The 6,972-nt window shown below is 64.6% G+C and carries 5 protein-coding genes and 1 pseudogene; 5 read left to right on the forward strand and 1 reads right to left on the reverse strand.

The features are described from left to right. Positions 1-105 precede the first annotated feature (105 nt). Together guaB and HMPREF2537_RS08875 are read left to right on the forward strand one after the other, a co-directional pair. Entirely contained in the window at positions 106-1,620 is a 1,515-nt protein-coding gene (guaB, locus tag HMPREF2537_RS08870) for an IMP dehydrogenase (RefSeq protein WP_070527908.1), read from the forward strand. A 9-nt stretch (positions 1,621-1,629) separates the two neighbouring features. Further along, positions 1,630-2,826, forward strand: a complete 1,197-nt coding sequence (locus tag HMPREF2537_RS08875; protein ID WP_070527912.1) for a GuaB3 family IMP dehydrogenase-related protein — start codon at positions 1,630-1,632, stop codon at positions 2,824-2,826. 47 nt (positions 2,827-2,873) lie between these two features. Here HMPREF2537_RS08875 and HMPREF2537_RS08880 read toward each other — a convergent pair whose 3' ends face one another. Continuing rightward, positions 2,874-3,854 carry an EamA family transporter gene (locus HMPREF2537_RS08880; RefSeq protein ID WP_168162411.1) on the reverse strand — a complete coding sequence of 327 codons (981 nt, stop codon included), beginning with the start codon at positions 3,852-3,854 and terminating at the stop codon, positions 2,874-2,876. A 74-nt stretch (positions 3,855-3,928) separates the two neighbouring features. Between HMPREF2537_RS08880 and HMPREF2537_RS08885 the strand changes: the two genes are divergently transcribed. The 3 genes and pseudogenes from HMPREF2537_RS08885 to HMPREF2537_RS12905 form a co-directional block, all read left to right on the forward strand. Continuing rightward, positions 3,929-4,855 carry a LysR family transcriptional regulator gene (locus HMPREF2537_RS08885; RefSeq protein WP_070527919.1) on the forward strand — a complete coding sequence of 309 codons (927 nt, stop codon included), beginning with the start codon at positions 3,929-3,931 and terminating at the stop codon, positions 4,853-4,855. A 24-nt stretch (positions 4,856-4,879) separates the two neighbouring features. Beyond that, positions 4,880-6,448, forward strand: a complete 1,569-nt coding sequence (guaA, locus tag HMPREF2537_RS08890; protein ID WP_070527922.1) for a glutamine-hydrolyzing GMP synthase — start codon at positions 4,880-4,882, stop codon at positions 6,446-6,448. A gap of 293 nt (positions 6,449-6,741) precedes the next feature. Then, a pseudogene (locus tag HMPREF2537_RS12905) lies at positions 6,742-6,972 on the forward strand (hypothetical protein); the annotation flags it as partial.

Below are 6,972 nucleotides of genomic sequence, written 5' to 3' on the forward strand. Positions count from 1 at the left end.
AGAGACTTTTTTCTATACCCACGGCTACCACTACGGGGCGTCCACGCACTACAGTGAGGGCTACCGCATACAATTATCTGGTCAGTTTAGGAGAGCCCCACCCTCATGAGCCACGTCCACACCGGCGGAGACAACCCCGACAAGATTGCACTCTACGGCCTAACTTTTGATGATGTTCTGCTGCTGCCGGCAGAATCCAACGTCGTTCCCTCCGAGGTGGATACCTCGGCGCAGTTTACCCGCAACATTCGCCTCGGCGTGCCCCTGGCTTCCGCCGCGATGGACACCGTGACTGAGGCCCGCATGGCCATCGGCATGGCACGTCAGGGCGGCATCGGCGTCCTGCACCGCAACCTTTCCGCAGAGGAGCAGGCTCAGCAAGTAGAGATCGTTAAACGTTCCGAATCCGGTATGGTGACTGACCCGGTCACGGCCACCCCGGACATGACTATCGACGAAGTGGACACGCTGTGCGCGCGGTACCGGATTTCGGGCCTGCCGGTCGTCGACAAGCAGGGCACCCTCGTGGGTATCTGCACCAACCGTGACATGCGCTTTGAGCCGGATTTCTCCCGCAAGGTCTCCGAGATTATGACGCCGATGCCGCTCGTCGTGGCCAAGGAAGGCGTCAGCAAGGAGGAAGCGCTGGAGCTGCTGTCCGCCAACAAGGTGGAGAAGCTGCCCATCGTCGACGATGCAAACAGGCTCGTCGGTCTCATTACTGTCAAGGACTTTGTTAAGACCGAGCAGTTCCCCAACGCTTCCAAGGATGCTTCTGGGCGCCTGCTCGTGGCGGCGGGCATCGGCACTGGTGAGGAGTCCTACCAGCGTGCGGGCCAGCTTGTCGACGCCGGCGTGGATGTCCTCGTCGTCGACTCCGCCCACGCCCACAACAACCGTGTGCTGGAGATGGTCTCCCGCGTGCAGAAGGACTTCGGCGACCGTGTTGACGTCGTCGGCGGCAACCTGGCCACCCGTGCTGCGGCGCGCGACATGATCGAGGCCGGCGCCGACGCCATCAAGGTCGGCATTGGCCCGGGTTCCATTTGCACCACGCGCGTCGTGGCGGGCGTGGGTGCCCCGCAGATCACCGCCATCATGGAGGCCGCCGCCGTGGCAGGCCCGGCGGGTGTGCCGGTTATTGGTGACGGCGGTATGCAGTACTCTGGTGACGTCGCCAAGGCCTTGGCGGCCGGCGCCGATACCGTCATGCTGGGTTCCATGCTGGCCGGCACCACGGAGGCGCCGGGCGATATCGTCGTGGTCCAAGGCAAGCAGTACAAGCGCTACCGTGGCATGGGCTCCATGGGCGCCATGCAGGGCCGTGGCCTGACGGGTGAGAAGCGTTCCTACTCCAAGGACCGTTACTTCCAGGCTGACGTTAAGAGCGAGGACAAGCTGGTTCCGGAAGGCGTGGAGGGCCGCGTGCCATTCCGCGGTGATATCGATGCCATCGTGCACCAGATTGTCGGCGGCCTGCGCGCCTCCATGGGCTATACCGGCTCCGCCACCCTGGCCGAGCTCAAGACCAAGCAGTTTGTCCAGATCACCGCTGCGGGCCTCAAGGAGTCTCACCCGCACCACCTTCAGCAGATCGTCGAAGCTCCGAACTACCGCTAAGGACTAATCATGCGTGATTACGTAGAAATCGGCGTGGGCCGTGAGGCTCGCCGCACCTATGACTTGAACCAGATTTCCCTGGTGCCGACTCGCCGCACCCGTTCCTCCAAGGACGTGGACACCTCGTGGCACATCGATGCCTATACCTTTGAGGTCCCGTTCGTCTCGGCGCCGACTGATGCGCTGGCTACGCCTGAGTTCGTTATCGAGATGGGCAAGCAGGGCGGCCTCGGCGTTATCAACGCGGAAGGCCTGTGGGGCCGCCACGAGGACCTGGAGGGCGCGATTGCCCGCGTGACGGAGAACTTCGGTGACTTGTCGACGCTGCAGGATCTGCACGCAGCACCCCTGAACGAGGAACTGCTGGCCGAGCGCATCGCGCAGGTCCGCGATTCCGGCGTGACCGTGGCCGTGCGCGTCTCCCCGCAGCGTGCCCGCGAGCTGGCGCCCGTGGTTATTAAGGCCGGCGCGGAGTTGCTGTTCATCCACGGCACCCTGATTTCCGCCGAGCACGTGCAGACTGGCGGCGAGCCGCTCAACTTGAAGGAGTTCATCGGCTCGCTGGATACCCCGGTGATTGCCGGCGGCGTGGCGGATTACACCACGGCGCTGCACCTCATGCGCGCGGGCGCGGCTGGCATCATCGTTGGCTCCGGCGTGAACACCAACCCGGAGACCGTGGGCATTGATATCCCCATGGCGACGACCATTGCGGATGTTGCAGCCGCACGCCGCGATTACCTGGATGAGACTGGCGGCCGCTACGTGCACGTGCTTGCCGACGGCGACATCTTCACGTCTGCAGACATCGCCAAGGCCATTGCCTGTGGCGCCGATGGTGTTGTTCTGGGCCCGGTCCTGGCCCGCGCGGCAGAAGCCGGCGGCAAGGGCTGGTACTGGCCGTCCACGGCCGGCCACCCGCGTTTCCCGCGCGGCATCATCGAGCCGGTTGGCGTGGCCGATGCCCTCTTGGGCACCGGCACTTTTGGCGCCGATGCTTCTGGTGCTGATGCGTCTGGCAACGCAACTTCTGGCGCCGCCGAGGATGCCTCAGCGGGTGCGCCTTCCTTGGAGGTCGTGCTCCACGGCCCGTCCAACGAGCCGCTGGGTGAGCTCAACCTGGTCGGTGGGCTCAAGCGCGCTATGGCCAAGTGCGGCTACACGGACCTGAAGTCCTTCCAGAAGGTGGGCTTGGCCGTTCGCTAGCCCGCCCGTTGTAACGCTGCTCCGCTCAACAAAGCTCGGGGCGGAGTTTATGTCACCGCTCCAGTGGCCGTGGCGCTGGCCTCAGTGGCCGTAGCGTTAGAGTCACTGGCACGCGGTTTTGGGTGCCACGGCAGCCGGGGCTTCTTTAGACGGCGTGGACGCAGCGCCACCTTGCGGAATACCACGCGCCCGCGCGCCGGCACCATGGTTTGCAACACCGAGGCCACCACAACCAGGCCGATAGCCGCCAGCTTAAGCTGGGAGGCATTCTGGGAGAGTAGGAGCCAGCCAAAGAGTGCGGCGAAGACAGGTTCCAGGGCGATCAGGATGGAAAAGACGTTGGGGGCGAGCCTGCGCAGCGCAATGAACTCCAACGAATAGGGGATGAGCGAGGCCAGCACGCCCGTGCCTAGGGCGAGCAATAGGAGGTTTGGGTCGCTGGCCAAAGCCACCGCGCCGCGCACTCCGACAGGCAGGAGCACGAGGCCGCCGATGAGGAAGGCCACGGCCAATCCATCTGCGCCGCTAAAGAGAGCGCCCGCCTTCTTGCTGGCCAAGATATAGGCGGCCCACATCGCACCCGCGCACAGCAAGAAGAAAACCCCACGCAGGTCGAGAGGGTCTCCGTTGAAGGAGTCCAAGCCCAGCAGACCCATGCCGATGAGAGCGAGGGCGACGCAGGTGGCGTCGCGAAGCGAGCGGGAGAGGCACGCCGCCAGCAGCAGCGGGCCGAGAAACTCGATGGTGACCGCCGGGCCCAGCGCGACGAGCTCGATGCCGGCATAGAAAAAACCATTCATCAGGCCCAGCGTGAGGCCGAAAATGGTGGCGGAGATCCACTTCTCGCGGCTCCACTCGCGCACGCGCGGGCGCGCGATGAAGAGCAGAATCACAGCGGCGAAAAGCAAGCGTAGCGAGGCGGTGCCCCAGGGGCCTCCAATGGGGAAAATCTGGATGGCGAGGCTGGCTCCGAGCTGGAGGGAAATACACGAGCCGATGACGCACAGAACGGCAAACGGATTGGTCATGCAGTCCATTGTGGGGTGGGAAGAACTGTTAGTCTATCTACAGTTTTTAACACGTACCCGTTAGGGATTCTGTCATGTTGGACCTGCACCGCCTCCGCATTCTCTACGAGCTGCACCGCCTCGGCACCGTCACCGCTGTGGCGGAATCGCTGCGCCATACGCACTCGGCTATCTCCCAACAACTGGCGCAGTGTGAGAAGGACGTCGGCGTGGCGCTCTATGAAAAGGTCGGCCGGCGCGTGCGTTTGACGGAACAGGGAGAAATCCTGGCCTCCTACGCGGAGCGAATGCTCGCGTTGGCGGATGAGGCGGAGTCGCAGGTCATCGCGTCAACCAACGCGGTGCGGGGCACGATTAAGGTCACGACCTTTCAAACCATCATGTCCTCGCTGGTCCCGCGGGCGCTGACGGAGTTGGCGCGCGAATACCCGGACCTGCGCGTGCAGATCATTCAGCGTGAAGCCGATGGCGCAATGGAGCTGCTGGCGCGCCGGGAGGTGGACCTCATCTTGGGTGAGGAGTACGAGTCGGACATGCCCGCCACGGATGAGCACACCCACCGGGAGCTGCTTCTCGACGACCCCCTCCGCCTCATCACCCCACTCACCGGCCCCTTGAGCGAGTTGCGCTTAGAGGATTTTGCAGCGCATGACGAGGAAATCCCCTTTGCCATGGACCCGGAGGAGTTTTTATTGGGGCGCTTCGTCCACCGGCTGTGCCGCAGGCATGGCTTTAACCCCAGCGTGCTCTATGAAACCCCGGACCCCTTTCTACATGCGCACCTGGTGCGCACCGGACACGCGGTGGCGGTGATCTCGGACCTTTTCCTCGACGAGATCGAGGGCGTGCGCGTGGTTTCCTTGCCTGGTAATCCCACCCGCACGCTCTACACAGCGGTGCGCGCCGGGCGCGAGGGACACCCAGCCTTGCGGGCGTTTCGGGAGGCGCTAGGCAAGGCGGCTGCCACCGCTAAAGATTTTGGGCCACTCCCTGCGGTCTAGGGTGTGGGTTCTTGCGTTAAACTGATGACCGTGACTAACCCAAATACAACCCCGCGTCCTGTCCTCGTGGTGGACTTTGGCGCCCAGTACGCGCAGCTCATCGCCCGGCGCGTGCGTGAGGCCAACATCTACTCCGAGGTTGTCCCCAATTCTGCCTCTGTGGAGGACATCAAGGCCAAGAACCCGGCCGCGCTGATCCTCTCCGGTGGCCCGTCTTCCGTATACGCGGACGGCGCCCCTGTTCTGAAGCCGGAGCTGCTCGAGCTCGGCATTCCGGTCTTTGGTATCTGCTACGGCTTCCAGTCCATGACCCAAGCCCTGGGTGGCACCGTGGCCTCCACGGGTGCCCGCGAGTACGGCCGCACGGACATGACCGTGTCCGGCGGCGTGCTGCACAAGGGTCTGGAGGACACCCACAAGGTGTGGATGTCTCACGGCGATTCGGTCACGGAAGCCCCGGAGGGCTTTGAGGTGACGGCGTCGTCGGAAGGCGCTCCCGTGGCAGCCTTCGAGTGCCTGTCCAAGCAGATGGCCGGCGTGCAGTACCACCCGGAGGTTCTCCACTCGCCGCACGGCCAGGCGGTGCTCACGCGCTTCCTGACTGAGGTAGCAGGCCTGGAGCAGAACTGGACCGCAGAGAACATCGCGGAGCAGCTCATCAACGATGTGCGCGAGCAAATCGGCGAGGAAGGCCGCGCTATCTGCGGCCTGTCCGGTGGCGTGGATTCCGCCGTGGCTGCAGCCCTCGTGCAGCGCGCAATCGGTGACCGTTTGACCTGTGTCTTCGTCGACCACGGCCTGCTGCGCGCGGGTGAGCGTGAGCAGGTGGAGAAGGACTTCGTGGCGTCGACTGGCGCCAAGCTCATCACCGCTGATGAGCGCGAGGCCTTCCTCAACAAGCTGGCCGGTGTGACCGAACCGGAGGCCAAGCGCAAGGCCATCGGCGCGGAGTTCATCCGCTCCTTCGAGCGTGCCGTCGACCAGGCGCTGGACGGCCAGGACGCCGCCTTCCTGGTGCAGGGCACGCTGTACCCGGACGTCGTGGAGTCCGGCGGCGGTGACGGCACCGCGAACATTAAGTCTCACCACAACGTGGGCGGCCTGCCAGACGACGTCGAGTTCGAGCTCGTCGAGCCGCTGCGCCTGCTCTTCAAGGATGAGGTGCGCGCCGTTGGCCGTGAGCTGGGCCTGCCGGAGGAAATCGTGGCGCGCCAGCCATTCCCGGGCCCGGGCCTGGGTATCCGCATCATCGGTGAGGTCACCGAGGAGCGCCTCGAGACGCTGCGTCAGGCGGACCTCATCGCGCGTACCGAGCTGACCAACGCTGGCCTGGATAGCGAGATTTGGCAGTGCCCGGTGGTGCTGCTTGCCGACGTCCGCTCCGTCGGCGTCCAAGGCGACGGCCGCACCTACGGCCACCCGATCGTCCTGCGCCCAGTGTCCTCCGAGGACGCCATGACCGCGGACTGGACGCGCCTGCCCTATGACGTGCTGGAGAAGATTTCCACCCGCATCACCAACGAGGTCAAGGAAGTCAACCGCGTGGTGCTCGACGTAACCTCGAAGCCGCCGGGAACCATCGAGTGGGAATAAACGCGAAGGGAAGCAAACTCCCCGACGCTGCGTAGCGCGGCCGTGCCCTAACTAACTGGGCGCGGCCGCGTTCTACGTTTTCGGCCCCTGGTACCAAGCCCGCGTGGCTTGTAGTCGGCACCGTCTTTGTCACCACGAGCTCCGACCGAGGTGCGGAATAGAGAGTTTGTGTCGCCTCGTTGCTGTACAGCTCCGCGAATTGGGCACGAGTTCTCGCATACCTCTTTAACGCGCGCGCGAGTAGCCGCACGCCGAGCAAGTTTTCTCAGCGGGCGGCTGGTTAAAGCGGCTGTGTGATTAGGGCGAAGCTCTACAGGTGGGATGAACTCGGTGGCGGGTCCGGAGGTTCGCCGGAGTCATGCGGCGGCGCGCCGGGGCCAGAGCCGTATGGCGGACTGGAACGTGGGGCGGGCGGGCCGGATGTCGGCGGACCTGAGGATGCGCGAGCAGTACCTGGTGCTGGCCTCGGAGCGGAGCGCGGCGGGTGGGCCGGGCTTTCGATGGGAATCGGCGGGCCGGCCCAC

The sequence above is a fragment of the Corynebacterium sp. HMSC074E01 genome, assembly GCF_001808885.1.
In the GTDB taxonomy this organism is placed as follows: Bacteria; Actinomycetota; Actinomycetes; order Mycobacteriales; family Mycobacteriaceae; genus Corynebacterium.

Bases quoted from the DNA above. Each gene is read 5' to 3' on its own strand.
- guaB (WP_070527908.1), top strand. From the start codon at position 106: ATGAGCCACGTCCACACCGGCGGAGACAACCCCGACAAGATTGCACTC.
- HMPREF2537_RS08875 (WP_070527912.1), top strand. From the start codon at position 1,630: ATGCGTGATTACGTAGAAATCGGCGTGGGCCGTGAGGCTCGCCGCACC.
- HMPREF2537_RS08880 (WP_168162411.1), bottom strand. From the start codon at position 3,854: ATGACCAATCCGTTTGCCGTTCTGTGCGTCATCGGCTCGTGTATTTCC.
- HMPREF2537_RS08885 (WP_070527919.1), top strand. From the start codon at position 3,929: ATGTTGGACCTGCACCGCCTCCGCATTCTCTACGAGCTGCACCGCCTC.
- guaA (WP_070527922.1), top strand. From the start codon at position 4,880: ATGACCGTGACTAACCCAAATACAACCCCGCGTCCTGTCCTCGTGGTG.